23 protein-coding genes are annotated in these 23,952 nt (G+C 36.6%); 9 read left to right on the forward strand and 14 right to left on the reverse strand.

The features are described 5' to 3' along the window. The first annotated feature begins 6 nt into the window (after positions 1-6). A complete protein-coding gene (gene trxA, locus MCS_RS05145) occupies positions 7-330 on the forward strand; it encodes a thioredoxin (protein ID WP_004856197.1) in 324 nt (107 codons plus the stop codon). A 99-nt stretch (positions 331-429) separates the two neighbouring features. On the opposite strand, the gene MCS_RS05150 is transcribed toward trxA, so the two are convergent. From MCS_RS05150 to MCS_RS05160, 3 genes are all read right to left on the reverse strand, one after another. Then, positions 430-2,007, reverse strand: coding sequence for a peptide chain release factor 3 (locus MCS_RS05150; protein ID WP_004856198.1), 1,578 nt, complete (start codon positions 2,005-2,007; stop codon positions 430-432). Next, on the reverse strand, positions 2,007-3,668 hold the full coding sequence (locus MCS_RS05155; protein ID WP_004856199.1) for a lysine--tRNA ligase: 1,662 nt from the start codon (positions 3,666-3,668) through the stop codon (positions 2,007-2,009). Before MCS_RS05155 ends, MCS_RS05150 begins: the two co-directional genes overlap by 1 nt. Before the next feature lie 350 nt (positions 3,669-4,018). Next, a complete protein-coding gene (locus MCS_RS05160) occupies positions 4,019-5,242 on the reverse strand; it encodes an argininosuccinate synthase (RefSeq protein ID WP_004856201.1) in 1,224 nt (407 codons plus the stop codon). A gap of 180 nt (positions 5,243-5,422) precedes the next feature. On the opposite strand from MCS_RS05160, the gene MCS_RS05165 reads away from it, so the two are divergent. Then, the gene (locus MCS_RS05165; protein ID WP_004856202.1) at positions 5,423-6,061 is read left to right on the forward strand and encodes a LysE family translocator; all 639 of its coding nucleotides are present in this window, start codon (positions 5,423-5,425) and stop codon (positions 6,059-6,061) included. 2 nt (positions 6,062-6,063) lie between these two features. Here the strand turns inward: MCS_RS05165 and rlmN are convergent, their stop codons facing one another. The 6 genes from rlmN to lptC all read right to left on the reverse strand — a co-directional run bounded on the left by rlmN (position 6,064) and on the right by lptC (position 12,149). Beyond that, on the reverse strand, positions 6,064-7,296 hold the full coding sequence (gene rlmN / locus MCS_RS05170) for a dual-specificity RNA methyltransferase RlmN (RefSeq protein WP_004856203.1): 1,233 nt from the start codon (positions 7,294-7,296) through the stop codon (positions 6,064-6,066). A gap of 41 nt (positions 7,297-7,337) precedes the next feature. Then, entirely contained in the window at positions 7,338-7,841 is a 504-nt protein-coding gene (locus tag MCS_RS05175) for an invasion associated locus B family protein (protein WP_004856204.1), read from the reverse strand. A 565-nt stretch (positions 7,842-8,406) separates the two neighbouring features. Beyond that, positions 8,407-8,871 (reverse strand): PTS IIA-like nitrogen regulatory protein PtsN, encoded by a 465-nt coding sequence (gene ptsN, locus MCS_RS05180; protein WP_004856205.1) that lies wholly within the window; start codon positions 8,869-8,871, stop codon positions 8,407-8,409. A gap of 1,167 nt (positions 8,872-10,038) precedes the next feature. Beyond that, entirely contained in the window at positions 10,039-10,833 is a 795-nt protein-coding gene (gene lptB / locus MCS_RS05185; RefSeq protein WP_004856206.1) for an LPS export ABC transporter ATP-binding protein, read from the reverse strand. Between the two features lie 6 nt (positions 10,834-10,839). Next, a complete protein-coding gene (locus MCS_RS05190; RefSeq protein WP_024864146.1) occupies positions 10,840-11,448 on the reverse strand; it encodes an LptA/OstA family protein in 609 nt (202 codons plus the stop codon). A 56-nt stretch (positions 11,449-11,504) separates the two neighbouring features. After that, complete coding sequence (gene lptC / locus MCS_RS05195) at positions 11,505-12,149, reverse strand: LPS export ABC transporter periplasmic protein LptC (RefSeq protein ID WP_004856208.1); 645 nt, start codon at positions 12,147-12,149, stop codon at positions 11,505-11,507. 191 nt (positions 12,150-12,340) lie between these two features. Here lptC and ihfB point away from each other — a divergent pair, with 191 nt between their 5' ends. The 7 genes from ihfB (at position 12,341) to MCS_RS05230 (ending at position 17,936) form a co-directional block, all read left to right on the forward strand. Beyond that, a complete protein-coding gene (gene ihfB, locus MCS_RS05200; RefSeq protein ID WP_004856209.1) occupies positions 12,341-12,619 on the forward strand; it encodes an integration host factor subunit beta in 279 nt (92 codons plus the stop codon). Positions 12,620-12,627: 8 nt separating this feature from the next. Continuing rightward, complete coding sequence (locus tag MCS_RS05205) at positions 12,628-12,924, forward strand: LapA family protein (RefSeq protein WP_004856210.1); 297 nt, start codon at positions 12,628-12,630, stop codon at positions 12,922-12,924. A 166-nt stretch (positions 12,925-13,090) separates the two neighbouring features. Continuing rightward, positions 13,091-14,020: an RsmD family RNA methyltransferase gene (locus tag MCS_RS05210; protein WP_004856211.1), complete on the forward strand. Its 930-nt coding sequence runs from the start codon at positions 13,091-13,093 to the stop codon at positions 14,018-14,020. Between the two features lie 2 nt (positions 14,021-14,022). Continuing rightward, positions 14,023-14,850 (forward strand): TrmH family RNA methyltransferase, encoded by an 828-nt coding sequence (locus MCS_RS05215; RefSeq protein WP_004856212.1) that lies wholly within the window; start codon positions 14,023-14,025, stop codon positions 14,848-14,850. A gap of 17 nt (positions 14,851-14,867) precedes the next feature. Continuing rightward, complete coding sequence (gene lspA, locus MCS_RS05220; RefSeq protein ID WP_004856213.1) at positions 14,868-15,371, forward strand: signal peptidase II; 504 nt, start codon at positions 14,868-14,870, stop codon at positions 15,369-15,371. An 819-nt stretch (positions 15,372-16,190) separates the two neighbouring features. Beyond that, a complete protein-coding gene (locus MCS_RS05225; RefSeq protein WP_004856214.1) occupies positions 16,191-16,964 on the forward strand; it encodes a Bax inhibitor-1/YccA family protein in 774 nt (257 codons plus the stop codon). 108 nt (positions 16,965-17,072) lie between these two features. Next, on the forward strand, positions 17,073-17,936 hold the full coding sequence (locus MCS_RS05230) for an endonuclease/exonuclease/phosphatase family protein (RefSeq protein ID WP_004856215.1): 864 nt from the start codon (positions 17,073-17,075) through the stop codon (positions 17,934-17,936). A 5-nt stretch (positions 17,937-17,941) separates the two neighbouring features. On the opposite strand, the gene polA is transcribed toward MCS_RS05230, so the two are convergent. The 5 genes from polA to MCS_RS05255 form a co-directional block, all read right to left on the reverse strand. After that, positions 17,942-20,848 (reverse strand): DNA polymerase I, encoded by a 2,907-nt coding sequence (gene polA, locus MCS_RS05235; protein ID WP_004856216.1) that lies wholly within the window; start codon positions 20,846-20,848, stop codon positions 17,942-17,944. 323 nt (positions 20,849-21,171) lie between these two features. Further along, the gene (dnaQ, locus tag MCS_RS05240) at positions 21,172-21,879 is read right to left on the reverse strand and encodes a DNA polymerase III subunit epsilon (protein ID WP_004856217.1); all 708 of its coding nucleotides are present in this window, start codon (positions 21,877-21,879) and stop codon (positions 21,172-21,174) included. A gap of 5 nt (positions 21,880-21,884) precedes the next feature. Beyond that, the gene (gene coaE, locus MCS_RS05245) at positions 21,885-22,472 is read right to left on the reverse strand and encodes a dephospho-CoA kinase (RefSeq protein WP_004856218.1); all 588 of its coding nucleotides are present in this window, start codon (positions 22,470-22,472) and stop codon (positions 21,885-21,887) included. Continuing rightward, a complete protein-coding gene (locus MCS_RS05250; protein WP_004856219.1) occupies positions 22,469-23,350 on the reverse strand; it encodes a shikimate dehydrogenase in 882 nt (293 codons plus the stop codon). Before MCS_RS05250 ends, coaE begins: the two co-directional genes overlap by 4 nt. Then, entirely contained in the window at positions 23,343-23,939 is a 597-nt protein-coding gene (locus MCS_RS05255) for a Maf family nucleotide pyrophosphatase (protein ID WP_024864148.1), read from the reverse strand. The genes MCS_RS05250 and MCS_RS05255 overlap by 8 nt, the downstream gene beginning before the upstream one ends. Positions 23,940-23,952 lie beyond the last annotated feature (13 nt).

The raw sequence follows: 23,952 nt of genomic DNA on the forward strand, positions 1-23,952 counted from the left end.
AAACTCATGACCTGTATAAAAATTGATAAGAGCAATTTTGAAAATGAAGTTCTCACCTCTTCCACCCCTGTTGTGGTTGATTTTTGGGCAGAGTGGTGTGGTCCTTGCAAAATGATTGCTCCAATTTTGGATGAAATTTCAACAGAAATGCAAGATCAGATCAAAATTGCCAAAATAAATATTGATGAAAATCCAGAATTGGCAACCCAATACGGAGTTCTCTCAATTCCTACCTTATTGATATTCAAAAATGGAAATGTCTCATCGAATATGGTTGGCGCTGCTTCTAAAGGACGTGTTTCTGAATGGATCAAAGATTGTCTTCGTTAAGCCAATTTACAATAACTTCTTCCAAAGGAGAGAGACTTTATCTCTCCTTTGTGTTTTGTTAAAAAAGATAACTGCTTTTATCATAACAGAAGCTTTTGTTTATTCAGAACGTATTTGATAATCTTTAAAAGTTGCAAATTTTATTTTTGGCGCTCGTTCTGCTTCATAATTCAATGAAAAATGGTTTTCTGCCAAAAAAACTGGATCACCATCCAAATCATGTGCAATCGCAAAGCGGTGATTGATAAGAAATTTTTGCAGATCATCTTTTGTCTCTGCTGAAATCCAGCGACATACATTAAAACGCGCAGATTCAAAGCTTACCGGTAAAGAATATTCCACCTTCAGTCGCTCTGTTAAAACATCAATTTGCAAAGCACCAATGACACCAACAAGAGCAGGTGACCCATCATCAGGAATAAATAATTGCACGACACCTTCTTCAGCCATTTGCTGTAAAGCTTCTTTAAGCTTTTTTGCTTTCATTGGATCACCTAAACAAACACGACGTAAAATTTCCGGTGCAAAATTAGGTACACCTTTAAAAATAATCTCTTCACCTTCAGTCAATGTATCACCAATCCGCAGTGTTCCATGGTTCGGAAGACCAACTATATCACCAGCATAAGCTTGATCAGCAATTTGACGTGAACGCGCAAAGAAAAATTGTGGTGTCGAAAGCGTCATTGACTTTCCAGTACGTACCAACTTTGTCTTCATACCACGCTCAAGTGTCCCTGAACACACCCGTAAAAATGCAATACGATCACGATGATTAGGGTCCATATTAGCCTGAATTTTAAAAACAAACCCTGTCATTTTTGGTTCTGTCGCTATGACATTGCGTTGATCAGCACTCTGATCACGAGGGCTAGGACCAAAATCAACGAGTGCATTGATTAAATCACGGACTCCAAAATTTCGTAAAGCTGAGCCAAAATAAACCGGAGTCATATGTCCTTCTTGGAAAGCTTGAAGATCAAAATTCTTACAAGCATTTCGCGCAAGGTCTACTCCTTCGATAAAAGACAAGCGTTGATTTTCAGAAAGCAAATTTGCAACTTCATCAGGTCCAGAAACCATCTGTTGTGTAACCTCAGCATCTTTTTTTCGAAAACGATTATGATGAAGATCAAATGTTCCAACAAAATCCTTACCTATACCAATGGGCCATGTTATTGGCGCGGTATCAAGCGCAAGTTTCTCTTCAATTTCATCTAAAAGTTCTATAGGGTCGCGCACCTCACGATCCATTTTATTGATAAAAGTAATAATCGGAATATCCCGCATCCGACACACTTCAAACAATTTCAGTGTTCTGGGTTCAATTCCGCGTGCACCATCTAACACCATAATAGCACTATCAACTGCTGTGAGAGTACGATACGTATCATCAGCAAAATCCTCATGACCTGGGGTGTCTAATAAATTAAAAATATGGTCTTGATATTCAAATGTCATAACTGAGGTTACAACCGAAATACCACGGTCTCGTTCGATATTCATCCAATCAGAACGGGTTTGAATACGATCCTTTTTCGCCTTTACTTCACCGGCAAGTTGAATCGCTCCACCAAACAATAAAAGTTTTTCTGTTAATGTTGTCTTGCCAGCATCAGGATGAGCAATAATCGCAAATGTACGCCGCCGTTTTATCTCTTGCGCTCTCTGTTCCATTATTCCCCCATAGGCCGTGTAAGCGCTTCAGCAATCAGTGCCCGCATTTCATTAATCCCATACAGTGCAATAAATGATCCTAATCGTGGTCCTCGTTCTTGCCCTAAAAGGACTTCATAGAGCATTTGAAAAAAGATATTTGAAACACCTGGCCCTCCTTCAGGGCTTTTTTTGTTATGGTCTTGATAACGCTCCGTTAAACGTGCAACATTAAGAAGTGTATTTTGTATAGTATCTCCGTCTGCAGTTTCAGATAAACTTGCTAATTTTTCATCAATTTGCACCAACGTTAAGCGTTCACTGTCGTCTGGTATGCGAAATTTCTTGTTTGGTTTAACAAAATCATCAAAATATTTAATGGCAAATTGCACCAACTGATCAAGTTCCGGATAAACTTGCGCATTGGCTCCTTTGGCATAGCGAGAAATAAAACCCCAAAGGACCTCTTTATTCTCTGCATTTGAAGCACTGACCAAATTTAAGAGCATAGCAAAGGATACAGGCAAATCAACCTGTGGAGGGCAACCATTATGGATATGCCATACAGGATTATTAAGCCGCTCTTGCCATTTTTGACGACCATAGGCTGAAAGATGCGCATAATACTCATCAACGGCTTTTGGAATAACATCAAAATAAAGTCGTTTTGCTGTTTTGGGCTTTGAAAACATGTAAAGCCCTAAACTTTCCGTTGGTGCATAGGTTAACCACTCATCAATGGTTAAACCATTTCCCTTGGACTTGGAAATTTTCTGTCCCTTATCATCCAAAAAGAGCTCATAATTAAATCCTTCCGGCGGATTTCCACCAAGCACTTTGCAAATTTTAGAGGAAAGATTGGTAGAATCAATAAGATCTTTACCCGCCATTTCATAATCAACCCCAAGCGCTTTCCAGCGCATAGCCCAATCCACCTTCCATTGGCATTTAACCTTGCCACCTGTAACTTCTGTTTCAATGGTTTCTCCGGTTTCAGGTTCAATATAGGTAACTGTTCCTTTTTCAACATTACGGGCAATCATTGGCACTTGTAATACTTTTCCAGAAAAAGGAGAAATAGGTAAAAAGAGTGAATAGGTAGCCCGCCGTTCTTCACCCAATGTTGGTAGAATAATTGCCATTACCTTGTCGTAACAGGTAAGTATTTTTAAAAGTGTTTCATCAAAACGACCGGAATTATAATAGTCCGTGGCACTTGCAAATTCATAGTCAAAACTAAAACGATCAAGAAAAGCGCACAAACGTGCGTTATTCGCTGCCCCAAAAGAAGGATAACTATCGGCAAAAGGATCTGGTACACGGCTGAGCGGTTGACCAAGATAACTTTCCATCTTTTCGCGATCAGGTACATTATCAGGTACTTTACGTAAACCATCCATATCATCAGAAAAACAAAGCAATTTTGTTTTAACCTTGTTTTCAGTGAGAATATGGAAAGCATGACGTACCATGGTTGTGCGTGCTACTTCTCCAAAAGTTCCAATATGCGGTAAACCAGAAGGTCCATAACCTGTTTCAAATAAAATGCTTTTTGGAAAACCTGTTTTTTCATACCGTTTGATAATCTTGCGCGCTTCTTCAAATGGCCACGTTTTTGATTGAGCAGCTGCATCTCTTAATTCAGGCGTAAGGCTAAGGGCATCACATTGATCACGCATCATCATCTTTATCCTAAAAAATTAAATTCTCTAACAGTACGGTATATGGTTCTTGAATTTATTCGCTAATAATAGCAAGTAAAAAGCCAAAAACTTATCATATTCTTGTCGTGATACTGCATTCGTTCCAACTCTCTTTATGTTTTTTGTCATTTTTATCGTGAATCATAATTAACTTGTTTGGATTATCGGAGCTCTCATGATTACTGTTGTGCATCTTTTCTATGACATTAATAAAAAATGCAAATCTTCAGTATTAAACAAAAAAAGCAGAAAAATTGCTCAAAATGCAATGTTAAGTGTTTCATACACAACAGCTCTTCTAAACAAAAAAGCGATTTGTTATTTTTTCTTTATGACCTTGACGAACGCATAGCTAACGTGCGCAAACGCAGAGCATTTAACTTAATGAAACCCGTCGCATCTTTTTGATCATAAGCGCCTTCATCATCCTCAAAAGTTACCAAATGACTGGAATAAAGAGATTTTTTACTTTGGCGACCTTCAACGATAACGTTTCCTTTATAAAGCTTTAATGTAACTTCACCTTCAACATCTTCTTGAGATAAATCTATCGCCGCTTGCAACATCTTACGTTCAGGTGAAAACCAAAAACCATAATAAATAAGCTCTGCGTAACGCGGCATCAATTCATCCTTCAAATGCGCAGCACCACGATCCAATGTTAAAGATTCTATAGCCCTATGGGCAATTAAAAGAATGGTCCCACCTGGTGTTTCATAAATACCCCGTGATTTCATTCCCACAAAACGGTTTTCCACCAAATCTATCCGACCAATACCATTGTCGCGACCATAATTATTTAGTTCTGCAAGTAAAGTTGCAGGAGATAAATTTTTCCCATTAATTGAAACAGCATCACCTTTTTTAAAACCAAGAGTAATTATGGTCGCTTTATCTGGAGCATCTTCCGGTGAAAGAGTACGCATATGCACGTATTCAGGAGCAGAAACAGATGGATCTTCTAAAATTTTCCCCTCTGACGATGAATGCAATAAATTTGCATCTACTGAAAAAGGCGCTTCACCTTGCTTATCCTTTTCTATCGGAACTTCATGTATACGCGCAAATTCAATGAGATCTGTCCGACTCTTAAAATCCCAATCACGCCATGGGGCAATAATCTTGATGTCAGGATTAAGAGCATAAGCGGAAAGCTCAAAACGTACCTGATCATTCCCTTTTCCCGTTGCACCATGAGCAATCGCATCTGCACCAGTTTCTTTGGCAATTTCAATTAAACGTTTTGAAATAAGTGGACGCGCAATTGATGTCCCCAAAAGATAGACACCTTCATAAACAGCATTGGCACGAAACATAGGAAAAACAAAATCACGCACAAATTCTTCACGCAAATCCTCAATATAGATTTCTTTAACACCCAACGTTTCGGCTTTACGGCGTGCAAACGTTAATTCTTCCCCTTGACCCAAATCTGCTGTAAAAGTTACAACTTCCACCCCTAATTTACTTTGCAGCCATTTGAGAATAATTGATGTATCCAATCCCCCTGAATAGGCTAAAACAACTTTTTTAATATTTTGCCACTTTTTCATTTTAAAACTCTGTTGTATTTATTTTCTTTGTATATAGAAATTAAAAACTATGCAAACAATGAAAATAATCCTTTTTAAGCAGTATGTTAAAAAATGTAAAAATGAAAACGTATAAAAAAACATTTTTATGTAAGAGGTATAAATAACTTAAATATCTTACATGGCAACAAAGAGGTTTACATGTCGTTTATCCCTGAATGGTCTATATTAATACAATTCTCTGTAGCATCATTGATTTTAGCCCTTATTCCAGGACCTGATATGATGCTATCTATAGGAAGAACCATTACACAAAGCAAAAAAGCTGGAATTATGTGTGCTCTTGGAAGTGCAACAGGTTTTGCTATTCAGGTTACTACTGTTGCGCTTGGCTTATCAGCTCTTATTTTCGCTTCACCGCACGCTTTTGTTTTTCTTAAAACTGCCGGTGCTTTTTATCTTTTATGGATTGCCATTCAAGCGTTGTGTAAACATACAACACTCTCTTTTGAATCAGCATCAACCAAATACCAAAGCTCTAAACGTAATTATCTTGTTGGTATTGGAATTAATCTTTTAAATCCTAAAATCATACTTTTTAATGTGACTTTTTTACCACAATTTATCAATGCCCATGACCCTATGGCAACACAAAAATTACTCATTTTAGGGCTTTCTTATATCCCCATTTCCCTCCCTATTACAATTTTCATGGTTTTTATAGCTCATAAGCTTTTTAAAAACCTCAAAAAAAATCCTTCTTATATTCGATTGCTTGACTGGCTTATCGCTGGCACTTTTACCAGTTTTGCTCTCCATCTCCTTATAACAGAAAATTGAGTTTATTCACTTCCAATCGCACTTTCGAAAAACTGAAAACGTTCAGATTTTCGGAGACGCTCTGAAGCTGATTTGAGCTGTCCACATGCAGCAAAAATATCACGTCCACGTGGTACCCTAATAGGAGAAGCATAGCCTGCTTGATTAACCACATCAGCAAAACGCTCAATTTGTTCCCAATCAGAACATTGATAATTAGTCCCAGGCCATGGGTTAAAAGGAATCAAATTGATCTTAGCAGGAATACCTTTAAGCAGCTGAACCAACTGTTTAGCATCCTCCAAACTATCATTTACATCCTTCAACATAACATATTCAAATGTAATTCGCTTAGCATTGGAAAGACCAGGATAATTACGGCACGCTTCCATTAATAAAGCAAGCGGGTATTTTTTATTGATTGGAACAAGCATATCTCGTAGCGTATCATGCACAGCATGAAGTGAAATGGCCAACATAACACCAATTTCTTCCCCAGTTCGTATAATTCCAGGAACTACTCCACTGGTAGAAAGCGTAATGCGACGTTTTGATAAAGAAAGCCCATCTCCATCAGAGGCTATTAATAAAGCTTTTTTAACTGCCTCGAAATTATAAAGCGGTTCCCCCATTCCCATCATAACAATATTGGTAATTTTACGCCCTTCAAGTGGAATAATCGCTCCATTAGGGGTATCCTTATCAGGAAAATCCCCCAAACAATCACGTGCAATCAATAATTGTGCTAAAATTTCTTCCGCTGTCAAATTACGAACAAGAACCTGTGTTCCCGTATGGCAAAAAGAACAGGTTAGCGTACACCCTACCTGAGATGAAATACATAAAGTGCCACGCCCCTCTTCAGGAATATAAACCGTTTCAACTTCAACAGGTCTTCCAGCTCCACGTGCTGGAAAACGCAAGAGCCATTTACGTGTACCGTCTTGTGATATTTGTTCTTCGACGATTTCCGGACGCGCAATAGAAAAATGGATTTTCAACATTTCTTGCATTGGCTTAGAAATGTTCAACATCTCACCAAAGTCTGAGACACCACGTACATAAAGCCAATGCCAAAGTTGGCGTACACGCATACGCACCTGACGTTCTGGTACACCAAGTTCTGTTAAAGCTTGTTCGATTTCATCACGCGATAAGCCAATTAAAGAGTGCTTAGTTCTTTTTTTTACGACAACATTATTCGGTTGTCGCATTGAACATACATTAACTGGTTTGAGGTCATATGAAATGGCCATTGTTTTCCAATTTATACTACTACCTTAGAATCACAGATACCTTAATGGCATTTCTGTACTGCATTTAATGCAGCGGTTACTCCTTTTAAAGAATAAGTATAAGTAGTATGAGTTCCTCGTTTCGAAGTAGCTTTCACTATCATAGTTTTCCCAGCACGCATAGCAGAAACAAGCTGCTTTTCTAATGCTGATGACGCTAACCAAGCTGATGAATCCTTCGTAAAAAAATCAAAATTCTTATCTCCAATGGTCACGGTAACTCCTGACCCTTCTTTTAGTGTATAACCCGCCATGAATTGCGGTTCAAATAAAACCGGAGAATGAGAACGCTTGGTAACCAAAAAGAAATTATCACCATGATTCACCGTTGTTGGAAGTGACTCTAAAGGTATGGACAACACGTAACAAATCGTATCCTCTGGCGATTTATAAGAATAAGCTCCCCAAGCTTCAAATTGATCTAAACGGCTTGGCGCTTGCGCCCACGTTGCTCCGGCATTAACCAGAAACATTATAAACGCAGCAATAAAAGTCTTTTCAAACATCTTCATTTAGCTCACTTCTTTAGTCTCTAACAAGATTTCCTTCATTGGCAAAAAAGTAACAAAAGCGCGATCGACACTTCGTAGTTCTCAAGTATAATTATCCTAATTTCCTCAACAAGAGAAACATTTTTGTGTCAATAAGAACAGATTTTTGCTCCCAATTGTACCCTTTTAGTTGTTACTAAAACATGAATTTTTCATTCAATAATCAGATTATTTTAAAATATTATCAACTTGATAACTCTTCAAATATCAGCAAAAAATTTAACAAACTGAACCTGTTTACATCAAAAAAAATCGCATATCTCCCCGCCAATTATAGTATGCTCACTTTTCGCATTCAATCTCAATGAGATACCGTATTTTTACTGTTTTAAAGTTAAAAAATAATCAAAAGCAGCAATTTTTTCCACTCTCTGTTTTTTAAAGTTGCCTTTTTCCTAATGCTCTTTTTGCAAAATAACATAATATAATGAGTGATCATCAGTTCTTTACGTAGGCTATATCATTTTTATCCTATGCTCTATAGTGCATTATCGGCAATGTATACACCACACCATCTCTTTTAAGCTGCATTTGATGCTGAGTTCTGAATCAATAAAACATAAAGTGCATGAGCATCATGCGTATTGCGCAATTTTTGAACAACATCAGAATGACGTAAAACGCGCGCAATCTGTGATAAAGCTTTTAAGTGATCTGCACCAGCGTTCTCAGGCGCTAAAAGGAGAAAAACAAGATCAATAGGTTCGTCATCAAGAGCTTCAAAATCAACAGGACTTTCAAGGCGAGCGAAAATACCAATGATTCGGTTAATATCAGGTAGTTTTCCATGAGGAATTGCAATACCACCACCTAAACCTGTTGAACCTAGTTTTTCACGTTGTAAAACAACATCAAAAATCATGCGTTCATTAAGACCTGTCAATTCAGCAGCTTTTTCGGCTAAAACTTGTAGAACTTGTTTCTTCGAATTCGCCTTAAGAGCCGGAATAATTGCTTCCGGTGCAATTAACTCACTCAAATTCATACTTTAATTTTCCTTTTGCACACTCAAATGCCCACCAATAAACCGGTAAAAGGTATAGATATTTAGGGTTATGTTAGTTTTTTTCATCATTGGACATATATCTACTTTTCAATTCATAACAGATGATAGCTCAATCATGTCATTTCACTACCAACTCAACATAAATAATATTTAACGTCTAATTAACAGCACGAGAAAAAGGAAATGGAATTGTCCATAGAATTAATTTCCTTATAATATATGATAAAATCATCGTTCACAAATTCATCAATCTTTTAATATTACAAGTTGGTGCACAATGTTAAACATTCCTCTTCCTTCTAGGAACTGGATCCTATTAAGATAAATATATCAAAGCAAAATAGTACTTTACTTTGACAATTATCTGTAACTTAAGTTGCCCAACAACGATGATCTAAACAGGTTTTGATAGCGTAATAAATATTCTAAAAAAGCTCGCACATCTGTTCTGATATCCCTAGCAGTAACTTGACTTTTAAATGCGCAATACAAACCAAGAAAATATCACAAACCATATTTGACAACCGTAATATCTATAACCCATAGTGCTTACCATCAAAATATCTGAAATAATATTACCGATCTGCTATTTTATTCGATAAAACAAATATTACCACTATCCATATAACTTTCTGCAACACGTACATTTATTCGCAGCATTATTTACCACTCATTATACGCTTAATCTAGAGATATCTTTTTCATGATGCAATTAAAACAAACTAAATCAATGCAACAATATATCTAGCTCATCTTGATGAGGACTTTTTCATTACTGAGAAAAAATTTAAATACAAGATTATAGCCATCAAAAAAGGTCACTTAAATTATAATACCATAAACACAATAACCCTTTAAAAATCTGATAGCCTACCCCAATAAAAACACCAATTTTTCCCTTATTTCTACCTCACAATGACCAAATTTTCTATTCTACTTGGTTCTTTATAATATTGTCATTATTATTTTCACAAAATCAAAATTTTTCCTATTATTTTATAAATAATGTATATTAATGGCGTCTGTCTGTGGAATCAAAAATTTTTTTAATTTTATGGATGAATTTAATTACCTCAATGTGATGAGGTTCTGGCTCGGCCATATCAATCATTTAAGTTTAAACAAAGACTCACAGAAAGTGTAAAATTAGAGAGAAAACTGATTTCCCAAATAAATTCTGCGTACATCAACGTTGTTGATAATATCATTAGGACAACCATGAACGAGCACTTTTCCCCCATGAATGATATAAGCTCGATCGACGAGATCCAATGTCTCACGCACATTATGATCTGTTATTAAAACACCAATCCCACGCTGCGTTAAATAACGAATAAGCTGCTGAATATCAAAAATAGCAACAGGATCAATGCCTGCAAATGGTTCATCAAGTAACATAAAATTGGGACGAGAAGCTAAAGCGCGTGCAATTTCAAGTCGCCGTCGTTCTCCCCCTGATAAGGAAAGTGCAGGCATTTTACGTAAATGATCAATTTTAAACTCATGTAAAAGAGCATCTAATTCCTTACGTCGTTTAAGACGATCTTTTTCAATAATCTCCAAAACAGCTTTAATATTATTTTCTACTGAAAGACCACGAAAAATAGATGCTTCCTGCGGAAGATACCCAATACCTAAACGAGCACGCCGATACATTGGTAGGTGGGTGATATCAAATCCGTTAATTTTAACATTCCCCCCATCCGGCTTGATGAGTCCTGTAACCATATAAAAACACGTCGTTTTACCCGCTCCATTAGGGCCTAAAATACCAACAGCCTCTCCGGTACGAATATCAAAGGAAACGCCATTAACAACCTGTCTTCCACGGTAGACTTTAATTAAATTACGAGCAATTAAAGTCCCTTTTAAATGCTCTCCTACAGCTTCTCTTGCAAAATTACATGCGTTCGTCTGTTTTTTTCTCTTGATTCCAAACATGAAATCTTAATAGCCACCCTTTTGACTTTGTTTAAAAATGATTGAAACACGTCCTTGTTGCTTAGACGTCCCACAACCTTCGAAAAAAGTCTCTCCACTTTTCATATTTGCTGTCAGCTTGCATCCCGTTGCTACATTATCACCATCGGTTAATACAACATTATCCCCTGTCAAGATCATAATTTTTGATTTTCCATCAAAAATACCTTTATCACCCGTCGCAATTCGCGTAGCATTTTTTATATAAACTTTTCCTAAAGCTTCTATTTTCTTGATACTCATTGAGTCAAATCCCGCAGAAAGTATAACATTTAACTCTTCCTGAGACATATCAGAAGCTTTATGCTTCTTATCATAGTAAATAACTAATTTTGACGTCCGTAAAAGGTATTCACCTTGAGCCACTGAAACATCACCACTTAAAAGTGCCACCCCTTCTTTATCACGTATTTCTAAAGAATCTGCATAAAGTTCTACTGGTTCTTTGTGGTCTGATAAATTAATGCCCAAATAGGACACTTCAGCATATCCACAAACTGTCCTAAATCCTAATATTCCTACAATCAAAGCCAAATATATACCTAACCATTTTCTGTACAACTTCCTTAGCTTCATCCCATTACTTTCAATTTCTTTGTTCACACAAACATGATATCTCTCTCGCATAAAACTTACTTTTTGTTAATTACTAAATGTACTCCACCGTGAAAATATATGTTTTGCCCTTTTTCTCGAATTTCCAAAGCATTTGCTGCGAGATGCAAACCTGCTCGCTGAATATCGATACGTTGATCTGTACTTAATTTCCCCTCAACGAAATTAAGCTTCGCAGCCATAAATTGTGCAATCATTCCGTCATTTGTTGTAATTGTGAATGGCTTATTCAACCGCAAACAACTATTGGTATTATCATAAACACCTTCTTGAGCATTGAGAAAAACTCGTTCTTGTTTGCCCACAAGTGCCTCAGCTGTAATATTTTGCAATCCAATTATTTTAGAATGTGTACGATCTTGAAAGACTTTTTCCGCTTTCAGCCAATAAGATTCTCGAGATCCCGTATAACTCTCTAATTTTGGATTGAACATCGTTAATTTCGTTATACCATTCCCTTCATCATTTGAATTTACAGAATCAGAAGCAACAGGAGTAAAGAAAAACGTAAACCAAGAAAAAACAAATGCTATAACGAATACAAAGAGAGGCAAAAAAAATTTTAATATGCTCACACGTTGTGAATGACGGGATGCTTTTTTAAAGACATCACCAAAAGATGATTTTGTTGAAAAAAATTCCTTATGATCGAGTACGGACATACTATCCTAATTTCTTAAATATTCCGTTTTCCTTCAATTTGTATAACCTTCAGAAGACGTATTTTCAAATTTTGCTTCTTGCAATTTGTTTTTTCTTGATTTTATTTTGCTTTCATCTGTTTATATATGTAATGTGTGCATGTGAAGTACACAATTGTTAAAAAACTTTTTTGTGTGAAAGCGAGGCTATTTTGGTTAAATCAGAGCTTGTGCAAATTATTGCCCGTCAGAACCCACATCTTTTTCAACATGATGTGGAAAATATTGTGAATGCTATTTTTGAGGAAATTTCAACGGCTCTTGCTAATGGAAATCGCGTTGAACTTCGCGGATTTGGAGCTTTTTCTGTTAAAAGCCGCTCGGCCCGTAATGGTCGTAATCCACGAACAGGTGAAGCCGTTATTGTTGAAGAAAAATGGATTCCTTTTTTTAAAACGGGTAAAGATTTACGTGATCGGCTTAATAAATGAGTAAATTTATGACAGCTAAACGTATTTTTTTAGCAATTATTTTGCTGCCTCCTACTGTTGTTTTTATCGCTTTTATCGTTGCTAACCGTCAAATAGTGACATTAACACTTGATCCTTTCCAAATGAGCTCTAAAGGTTTTACTTACCAAGCTCCTCTCTTTATATGGCTCTTTATTTTCTTTAGTTTTGGTATTCTATTAGGGAGCCTTATCAATTGGTTTGCATACCATAAATGCAAAAAGTCTCTCAAAGAAAGTAAAATTGAGCTCGAAAAACTAAAAATGTCTATTGCAAACATGCAATGAGATACTTTAACGAAAGCTTTCTTTTGGTGCTTTTCATAACAACTTTAAAAGTGCTCTTTCTCTTTTATCCTATACATGCTTTAATTGACTCTCGATCTTTGGGCTCTTACGGAAGTCTAAGAACCTTTTAACATAATTTTTAAATACATGTCTTGTGACAACAAATATGGCTGCACAATATTTTCAATCACCCGAAAACACTCTACTACAGGAAAATTTGCCTGTTATTTTAGAAACAGGTGTCAGTGCAAATTATGCTCTCATTGATTCTGGTCACGGACGAAAATTAGAGCGTTACGGAGATTACCACATTATTCGTCCAGAAGGTCAAGCATTATGGAAACCAGCTTTATCACAAAAGCATTGGGATGATGTTGATGCCATCTTTACAGGAAACCGAGATGAAGAAGGTATTGGTCGTTGGTATTTTCCCAAAAAACCACTTGGTGAAACATGGCCACTTTCTTGGAATGAGCTGCCCTTTTTAGGCCGTTTTACTTCCTTTCGTCATGTTGGCGTTTTTCCGGAACAAGATGCTCATTGGCGCTTTATGGAAGAAAAAATTGCTAAAACCATGCGTCCTCTTAAATTATTAAATCTTTTTGGTTACACAGGCATTGCTTCTTTGATTGCTGCGCGCGCTGGTGCAGATGTTACACATGTTGATGCTTCTAAAAAAGCTATCGCCTGGGCGAAAGCCAATCAAGAAATAGCAAAATTATCCGATCGCTCCATTCGCTGGATTTGTGACGATGCTGTAAAATTTGTCGAACGTGAACTGCGCCGCAAAAAAAATTATGATATGATTCTTCTCGATCCACCTGCATATGGACGTGGACCTCATGGTGAAGTTTGGCAATTATTTGATCATTTACCAGCTATGATCACAAACTGTCAGAAACTCCTGTCTGATAAGCCTCTTGCCGTTATACTCACAGCTTATTCTATTCGTGCTTCTTTTTATGCACTTCATACTTTAATGCATGATGAATTTAAAAATCTTGGCGGTTTGATCGAATCAGGAGAACTGATCTTGCGTGAAGAAGCCGCTGGACGTGCACTTTCTACTTCTCTTTTTAGCCGTTGGATTGCTTGAACATGTGTGTATCAAAAACTGGTAAAGTTAAAGAAATTACCTCCCTTAGTAATCCCATTATCAAAGATCTTAAAGCGCTCAGCCAAAAGAAAAATCGTAATCGAGAAGGACTTTTCATAGCAGAAGGACTGAAATTAGTAATTGATGCTTTACACCTTGGTTGGACATTACAAACGCTTATTTTTTCCAAAAGTAAAATTGGCAATACTGCTACCGAAAACGCTGCTGCACACACGATAGCTCATGGTGGTTTTGTTATTAAAACCTCACAAAAAGTCTTGGAATCCATCACCCGCCGCGATAACCCACAAACTGTTATTGGTGTTTTTAAACAGCAATGGCACCCACTTGAAACAATTAAAGAACAAGCCAAAGACGTTTTTGTTGCACTTGATCGCGTTCGTGATCCAGGAAATCTCGGAACTATTATTCGCACCGCTGATGCCATAAGCGCTAAAGGCGTTATTTTGATTGGCGAAACAACAGACCCTTTCTCACCTGAAACTGTGCGAGCAACAATGGGATCTATTTTTTCCATCCCACTTTATCGCTGTGATGAAAGTATCTTTTTAAAATGGTCTAAACACTTTAAAGGCATGATTGTTGGTACACATCTCAAAGGATCTACCGATTATCGCACTATTGATTTCAAAAAGGGACCTGTAGTACTTTTAATGGGGAATGAGAAACAAGGTTTACCAGATATTCTTGCCAATTGCTGTGATCAACTTGCACGTATTCCCCAAAGTGGAAAAGCTGATTCGCTTAATCTCGCGATAGCAACAGCTATTATGCTTTATGAAATCCGTCGTCCTTATTTAACATTGTAACCATTTGAGGCCAGAATATGAAATACAAATCACTGTTCTTTTTTCTTCTCGGCTTAGCTCTTACTATAGGGTTTGATCAAGCAGTAAAATACTGGGTTATGCACACTATGCTTCTCGGATCAGAAATTCCGCTTTTTCCTTTTCTTTCTCTCTACCATGTGCGTAATTCCGGTATTGCTTTTTCGTTTTTTTCTTCCTTTTCCCATTGGGGACTCATTTCCCTCACGCTCATTATTCTTGTTTTTCTTTTATGGCTATGGAAAAATACTGAATACAATAAACCTTTATCGCGCTTCGGTCTTACCCTTATTATTGGCGGAGCAATCGGCAATCTTATTGATCGTATCCGTTTTCAACATGTGACTGACTATATACTCTTTCATATTGATGATATTTTTTATTTTGCTATTTTCAATCTTGCTGATAGTTTTATCACACTTGGCGTCATAGCTTTGCTTATCGAGGAAGTCCGCACCTGGATGAAAAGAAGACGTCATTCTAATTGTAAATTTTCTGAATAAAAACCTATTCACTCACCTAAAATAGTTGCATTTCATCCAACATATCTATGAAATGAATATGATTTTTTTATTTGTGAATGCATTGCCTTCTGTTTTTGACACTGTTTCCTTAGTAGCTGTAGTTGTTATGTTAAAATATTTTTTATTAATTTATAAAGGATAACCATCGCTATCTAGCTTAAACGAGAACACCTAATACAGAAAGATTTTCCCTTTTTAAACCCTCTTATGATGAATCATCCAAAAACCATTTTAGAAAAGATTAAATATTCCTTTTTAAAAATTATCTTAACGCAGAAATTTTGCAATATTGGAAAAGAGCAGAATATAATGATCCTAGTCTATTATTGGATAAACATCAAAATGGCAATATCTAATGGGTTTTAGCTTCTCCCCTTCATAAGGAACGCTATGAAATTAATAGGAAGTATCGTGAAATGAGACTGAAACAAAGTAAAAGATTGCTCTACAAATTTATCCATAGGCAATATCATGGCGTACTGTGCCTCGCTTTGTGAGAAAGAAAAAACGTTCACATTCAAGCTTTTTTTCACACACAACATATTTCTAAAAGGATTGAATATGTTTGGCAAAAATAAACTCTTTCCTTAACAATTTGTAAGGTTTCTTACTAACAAAAGTCTCTTGTAATTTTTAAATAAATCTCCATAATAGGGGAAGGCATGCTGGAATTCCGCCAGCGGCGCCTGGGTTAGGTTGTGTTTGCCAAGTAAGGGCTTATACAGAGCTGTCGCCGTAAGGACACAGATTCTTTTAACCCCCACACCTGACGGAACATATGCTAAAGGACTTTTAATTATGGCTGATTTCAAAAATTTACGTTCGGCATCTATTTCTCATGCCGATGCATCAATTGATCGAGGATTGCGCAGCTATATGCTGGGCGTCTATAATACAATGGCCGTTGGTTTGCTCATCACAGCAGCTGCTGCTTATGTAATTGCATCATTAGCAACAACAACAGATATGAATCAGGCAGCCGCCCAAATCAATAGCAGCGTTTACTTAACCCCATTTGGAGTCACATTTTACACATCACCATTTTCTTATATTGTTATGTTTGCACCGCTGGTGGCGGTATTCTTCCTCAGTTTCAAAATCAATACACTGAGTACAAGTGCTGCGCGGAGCCTTTTCTTTGGCTATGCTACTCTCGTTGGACTTTCTTTGTCCTCGATTCTGTTGCGTTATACAACAGAAAGTATTGTGCAGACATTTGTCATTAGTGCAGCATCATTTGGTGCTCTTTCGCTTTATGGTTATACAACGAAGCGTGATCTCACAGCTGTAGGGTCATTCCTTTTCATTGGTTTGATTGGTTTGATGCTTTCTATGATTGTGAATATCTTTCTTGGATCAAGTGCCTTGCAATTTGCTATTTCTGTGATAGGCGTTTTTATCTTTGCTGGTTTAACAGCTTATGATACCCAGAACATTAAATTAATGTATTACGAAGGGGATGGAGATGATACCAAAGGCCGTAAAATTATTATGGGTGCATTGAATCTTTATCTTGATTTCATCAATATGTTTATCTTCTTGCTGCAATTTCTTGGTTCAAACCGTAATTGATTGCAACAATTATTGCTATTATTAAAAACCTTGTTTCCCCTTGAGAGAAACAAGGTTTTTTAGTTTTCAGCACAAGCTTTTATTCTTTTGGCACATCATATTCACAAAATGACAAAGAAATCTTATACGCAGAAATTTCCTCGGTTTACCACATTTGTCCAGAAAAAGCTCCATAGCTCTCTTTTAAATGCTATCCGCAATCGCTCTACTCATTGGCCGGATACAATCAACCGGAATGATAATTATGATCTTACTATTGCTTCTTATAATGTGCATAAATGCATAGGTATGGATAAAATTTTTAATCCTACGCGTATTGTACGTGTTATTACTGAACTACAAGTTGATATTCTCGCTCTTCAAGAAGCAGACAAGCGTTTTGGTGAACGTATTGGTTTGATTGACTTGCAATTGTTAAAAACCGAAACAGGTCTAATTCCAATTCCTCTAAACACTATGTCACCTCATGGTCATGGCTGGCATGGTAACGCTCTTTTTTTACGAAAAGGATGTGTACACGACATTTTACAAATCACTCTTCCTGGTATTGAACCGCGTGGCGCTGTAATTGTAGAATTGAAAATGGAGGTTGGTTTTATTCGTGTAATTGCCGCGCATTTTGGCTTATTACACCATTCTCGTAATAAGCAAACAAAAATGCTCCTTGCTCTTTTGCAAAATCGCCCTCTTATGCCTACAATTCTCATTGGAGACTTTAATGAATGGAGGATAGGAAAAAATTCATCTCTAAACCATTTTTCTTCCTATTTTGATAGTACAATTGGAACTGTTCCAAGCTTTCCTTCTCGCTTTCCTTTTCTGGCCCTTGATAGAATTTTTGCTTTTCCTCATCAACTGGTAAAAAAAGTTGAAAGTCACCATTCACCGCTTGCACGCATTGCCTCAGATCATTTGCCTATCAAAGCTTATCTCGACCTTGCCAAGGCGGTAACCTTTCTAAAAAATAAATGAAAAAACTAATGTGCTTCATCCCAATTTTTAGCAGCCATTACTTTGACTTCTAACGGTACAGATAAGGATAATACCGGCATTGTAGCATTTTCCATAACCTTTTTAACAAGAGTCATGGTTTTTTCACTCTCATCTTCCGGTACTTCAAAAATCAGTTCATCATGTACTTGCAACAACATTTTTGCTGACAGTTTTTCTTTTTCCAAAGTATCTTCCATTTGAATCATGGCACGACGAATAATATCTGCCGCCGATCCTTGAATAGGCGCATTAATAGCAGCTCGCTCATTAAAAGCACGAACTTGTAAATTAGCCGCTTTTATTTCTGGATAGTGAATACGACGTCCAAAAATGGTTTCTACATAACCATTTTTACGTGCAAAATCCTTCGTTTCTTCCATGTAATCTTTAATTCCTGGAAATCTTTCAAAATAAAGTTGAATATAACGCCCTGCTTCTTGCCGTGAAAGACCTAATTGATTAGCTAGTCCAAAAGCTGAAATACCATAGATAATACCAAAATTAATTGCCTTCGCGCGTCGCCGTATATCTGAGGGCATCCCCTCTATTGCAACCCCAAACATTTGCGACGCCGTTATAGCGTGAATATCCTGACCTTGAGCAAAAGCCTCTTTTAATGCCGTGATATCTGCAACATGTGCAAGAATGCGCAATTCAATCTGGCTATAATCAGCAGAGAGTAGCAAGTGTCCTTTTGGAGCAATGAAAGCTGTACGAATTTTACGCCCTTCAGCAGTTCGCACTGGAATATTTTGTAAGTTTGGCTCTGATGATGACAGCCGCCCCGTTGATGTTGTTGCTAAAGAATAATTCGTATGAACACGTCCTGTTTTGGGAAAAATATAAGAAGGTAAAGCATCCGCATAAGTAGATTTTAATTTTGCAAGTTGACGCCAATCTATAACTTTACGTGGTAAAATATGACCTTCAGCAGCTAATTCCTCTAAAGTTTGCGCAGAAGTTGACCACTGTCCACCTTTGGTCTTAGCTCCTCCAAGTAATCCCATTTTTCCAAAAAGGATATCACCTAATTGCTTTGGCGAAGCAAGATTAAACCTTTCACCAGCTAATTGATAAATTTCCTCTTCCAGAATAAAAGCAGCCTGAGCTAATTCTCCTGAAAGGCGTAATAAAATTTGCCTATCAACAAGGATCCCACGTTCTTCCATTCTGGCAAGAACTTCTATCAGTGGTCGATCAAGACGTTCATAAATTCTTGTCATTCCCTGCGCCACAATCTGTGGTTTTAAAACTTGCCACAAACGGAGTGTAATATCAGCATCTTCCGCAGCGTAAAGAGTTGCCTGCTTCAAATCAACTTGTGCAAAAGAAGTAATTTTTTTTCCGTTATGTGTTAAATCTTTGTAAGAAACCGGTTTATGACCAAGCCAGCGCTCTGATAAAGCATCCATACTATGTGTTAAAACTCCAGCATCTAAAGCATACGATAAAAGCATTGTATCATCAAAAGAGCGTATCACAATGTCGTATTGCTTCATCACTAACCAGTCATATTTTATATTCTGACCAATTTTTAATACTGCATCATTTTCTAAGATCGGCTTTAAAAGTGCTAAAGCTTTTTCTATCTCAATTTGCCCAACAATGCGTCCACTGCCTAAAAGGTCATCTCCCCCCTCAATATGTGCAAGTGGTACGTAGGCTGCTTTTTCTGGTTGTAATGCTAACGAAAAACCAACAAGCTTTGCTTGCAGTGGGTCAAGTGAAGTTGTTTCTGTATCAAAAGCAAAAAATCCCTGTTCTTGCGCTTCTGATAACCATTCTTTCAAAGTTTTTTCATCAAGAATTGTTGTATAAGACTCTCTTATAACTTTTTGAAACAGTGCCTGATCTTTGCGTTTCTGTGCTAAAACTTGTGGAGAATTTTTAGAAAGATTATGAGAAAATTCCTTCTCTGTTTTTTTTTCATCAAAATTAAACTCATATACAGGATTCGTCCATTCAACAGACATGTCAAGTGCATCAATAGCGGCCGCATCACATTCTGTTGCTTCTGCTACACGCCGTGTTAATGTTGTAAATTCCATCGCCTTAAGAAAAGCAATTAAGCGTGGGCCATCTTGTGATTCTAAAATTAAATCATCTAAATTTCTCTCTATAGGCACGTCAGTTCTCAGTCGAACCAATTCACGAGAAATCTTTACCTGTTCACTATAAGATTGGATATTTTCACGCCGTTTTGTTTGTTTAACTTCTGATACGCGCTGTAATAAAAGATCAAGAGTACCAAATTCATCTAGCAATTGTGCCGCTATTTTGGGACCAATGCCTGGAATACCTGGTATGTTATCTGTTGAATCTCCAGTTAAAGCTTGCAAATCAATCATTTTTTCAGGTGTTACACCCCATTTTTCTACAACTTCATCAACACCAATATGTTTGTCTTTCATTCCGTCATACAAAGAAACATGTGCATTCACTAATTGCATAAGATCTTTATCAGAAGAAATAATTGTTGTTTTTGCTCCAACCTTTGTTGCCATCTGTGCATAGGTAGCAATTAAATCATCCGCTTCAAATCCTTCCTTTTCAATACAAGGCACATTAAAAGCCTTTGTTGCCTGGCGAATCAGGAAAAATTGAGGAATAAGATCTTCAGGAGGAGTTTCCCTATTAGCTTTATATTGTGGATAAATCTGCTTCCGAAAAGTATCAGATGAATAATCAAAAATAACTGCAAAATGCGTTGGAACAATGCCGGAGGCTGTGTTGCGTGCATCACAGAGTAATTTCCACAACATATTACAAAAACCAGCTACAGCTCCTACAGGAAGTCCGTCTTTTTTACGCTTTAGAGATGGTAAAGCATAGTAAGCACGAAAAATATAACCTGATCCATCAACCAAAAAAAGATGATCTGTTGCTTTCATGACAATTTCATTTCTCCATTTCAGCTAAAAAACATCTTACTCTTATATATTTTTTTTAATTGTTGTTTTTAATTTTATCGATCCGCCTCTAAAAAGCCATTTTTTGTTTTCATAAAGCATAACTGTCATTACGTTTTATTTAGTACCTAGAGCTTTTCTTTGCTGTTACAGGATATAATAGCTTTCATTTTGCTCCTCCTATGATAGCTGAGGTACGATGTAGTGACAGGGTCGTTGTGGTGTTCCCCTCCCCACAACGACCGTTTTTTATAAATCATGTTATTGCTAAATTTTTAATGATCTTTTCAAAAATAGTGTTCTTTCTATTCGGGGATTTTGAAATCATTCCAAAGAGCTTTTTCACCCATTTTTTTGATAAAATTTGCGTGCATATTTTTTTCATGGACACTTAGCCTTGCAGGAAGAACTTCTGGACGAGACTTAACTGCATAAAGACCGCTCTTATCATTTTGGCTATCTACATTGATGCCATCCTTGTTATTAAAGCCCAGTACGCCTTGTTTTCCACCAATAAGTTCAATATAAACATCAGCGAGAATTTCAGCATCAAGCAAAGCTCCATGCAAGACACGATGACTATTGTCAATTCCAAAACGTTTACATAAAACATCAAGAGAATTAGGACCCATGGGAAACTTACGTCGTGCCATAGCCAATGTATCAAGAATATTATCAACACTGATAAGTGGCTTATTCGCACGTCCTAATTCTGCATTAAGAAAGCCAATATCAAAACTTGCATTATGCGCAATCATTGTAGCGCCATCTATAAATTCTAAAAATTCATCAACAATATCACTAAAGCTTTTTTCATTTTTTAAACGTTCATTGGTCAATCCATGGATCGCTACAACTTCATCAGGAATAATAACTCCTTGCGGATTCAAATAAACATGGAATTGACGTCCTGTAAGATAACGATCAACCATTTCTACACAACCGATTTCGATTATGCGGTCTCTTTCTTTATCTAAACCTGTTGTTTCTGTATCAAAAATAATTTCACGCATTTATTTTAATTCTTTAGCAAACCTTCTATTAAACAAAAAACCTGTTGGCGTGTATTCTCTAAATCTTTTCCTGTATCAATAATAAAATCAGCGCGTTCTCGTTTTTTTTCATCAGACATTTGTCTAGCATTGATCAAGGCAAATTTTTTCTCATTCATATTTGGACGAATCTCTATACGCCCTTTTTGTATAGCTGATGGAGCAGAGACAACAACTACACTATCTACACGTTTTTCACTCTTTGTTTCAAAAAGAAGTGGAATATCAAGAACGACTAATTTTTCTCCTTTTTGGCGCGCTATATCAATAAACTCTTTTTCTTTTTTTTTGACTAAAGGGTGAATTATTTTTTCCAATTTTTGTAATTTTTCATTATTCTTAATCAAGATTTCAGAAAGCTTTAACCGATTAACTTTACCATTTTCAATAACACTAGGAAATGTATGTGCTATGAGAGATAAAGTCGGTTCACTCTCATAAAGTTGGTGTACTACTTCATCAGCATTAAAAACAGAGATACCAGCCTGTTTGAAAAAATCAGCAACTGTTGATTTTCCCATAGCAATTGATCCAGTAAGTCCTATGATTTTCATTCCTTTTCTTCACCCATGTCCTCTAAAATTGCTGCTCGTAATGCTTTTGTAACCTGTGGTCTTATTCCAAACCATCGTTCAAAACCAGGAACAGCTTGATGTAAAAGCATACCAAGTCCATCTACTATCCTTAAACCATGCGCTTTTGCTTGTTGTAAAAAAGGCGTTATCAATGGTGTGTAAACGATATCTGTTACCAATGTTGTTGTTTTTGTTTTATGAAAATCGCAAAAAAAAGAATCACTTTTATTCTCGTGTGAATTTGTCATCCCCACAGAAGTCGTATTGACAATTAAATCAGCCTGATAAAGTATTTCATTAGAACAGTGCCAATCGTAGACTTTTACAAGTTTTCCAAAATATTCGGCTAAATCATTTGCTCGTTTTTTTGTACGATTAAGCAAATAAATACGTTCAAATCCACGTTCCCTTAAAGCATATAAGATTGCACGCGCAGCACCTCCTGCTCCAAAAACAAGAGCTGTCTCCCCAACCCAACCAGGGATAGAATCATCAAGATTCGCACTAAAACCATAGGCATCAGTATTTGTAGCACAAAGTTTATTTTCTTCGTACCATAATGTATTAGCAGCACCAATCATTGTTGCTACTTCATCTTTATAATCTGCTAAATGAAAAGCTTCTTGCTTATAAGGTAAGGTAACATTCCCTCCACAAAAACCTCTTTTTTGTATAGATACAAGAAAATGGCTAAATTCTTCAGATGTTACTTCTTGTGCGAAATATTCACCCTGCAAACCGTAATGTTTAAGCCAAAAATTATGAATCTTCGGTGATTTTGAATGGCTAATAGGAGAACCAACAACAAAAGCGCGTGGAGAAATTATTTTTTCGCGTTTTATTGTAAAGTTAACCATCGATAATTCCCAAATGACGTAATTTTTCTAATAAGGGTAATAAAGGTAAACCAATAATAGTAAAAAAATCTCCATCAATCTTTTCAAAAAGATGGATTCCTTCTCCTTCAATTTGATAAACTCCCACGCTGTTAAAAACATCTGTTCCCACACGAGCTAAATAACGTTTAATAAACTCCGATGAGAGAGAACGTACTGACATATATGCACTAAAAGCTTCCACCCAAATTTCTTGACCATTCTGAAATAAAGCTACTGCACTATGAAGAGAATGGGTTTTTCCTGATAAATCAGATAAACGTTGATGTGCTTCTTTGCTACTTTTTACTTTGTAAAAAATATGTCCTTCCAAATCAAGGACTTGGTCACAACCAATAACCAAAGCATGAGGAAATCGATCAGAAACATTTTTTGCCTTTGCACTTGCAAGAAAGCAACTGAGTTCTTTAGGTGTCTTTTTTTTTCCTTCCTTTTCTACTTCTCTTTCATCAAAAGAAGCTCCTTCAATGAAAAAATTTAAACCTGCCTTTTTCAATAATTGCGCACGATAAGAACTAAGGGATGCTAAGATTAACGTATCTGCTACCATAGGAGTTTTTTCT

This window comes from Bartonella doshiae NCTC 12862 = ATCC 700133 (genome assembly GCF_000278155.1).
In the GTDB taxonomy this organism is placed as follows: Bacteria; Pseudomonadota; Alphaproteobacteria; order Rhizobiales; family Rhizobiaceae; genus Bartonella; species Bartonella doshiae.